Source organism: Streptomyces sp. TRM70350 (assembly GCF_019219825.1).
Taxonomy (GTDB): domain Bacteria; phylum Actinomycetota; class Actinomycetes; order Streptomycetales; family Streptomycetaceae; genus Streptomyces.
The window spans coordinates 1-358 of record NZ_JAHUXH010000136.1 but is presented as its reverse complement, the minus strand read 5'-3'; the positions used below and the strand labels follow the sequence as shown (position 1 = coordinate 358).

General features: G+C 64.2%; 1 pseudogene. It reads right to left on the bottom strand.

From position 1 onward, the window contains the following. A pseudogene (locus tag KWI83_RS37925) lies at nt 1-333 on the bottom strand (hypothetical protein); the annotation flags it as partial. Nucleotides 334-358: the final 25 nt, after the last annotated feature.

Here is a 358-nt window from a genome sequence, read left to right as displayed (position 1 = left end):
CGTGATCTCGTCACGCAGCTGGTTGTGCTCGCCGACCTTGTCCTCGTCGTACTCCCACTCGTCATCGTCCTTGACCGAGTCGACGAACGTCTGCGCATCGGTCTTCAGCCGCTCCAGCTTGTCGACCAGCGGACGGATCTCGGTGGCGTAGGCGGACAGCGCACCCGAGACAGTCTCCAGATCGTCCGCGAACGCATCCGCCCTGTCCTGCACCGGCTTCGTCGTCGCGAACAGCTGCTCCGCCTCCGGCGCCTGGTAATACGCCGACAAGCCCTGGAACTGCGCATGCACATCCCGACCGGCATCACGGATATCCCCCGCGTCCGCCTTCAACGCAGCACAATCCGCCTCCAACTGA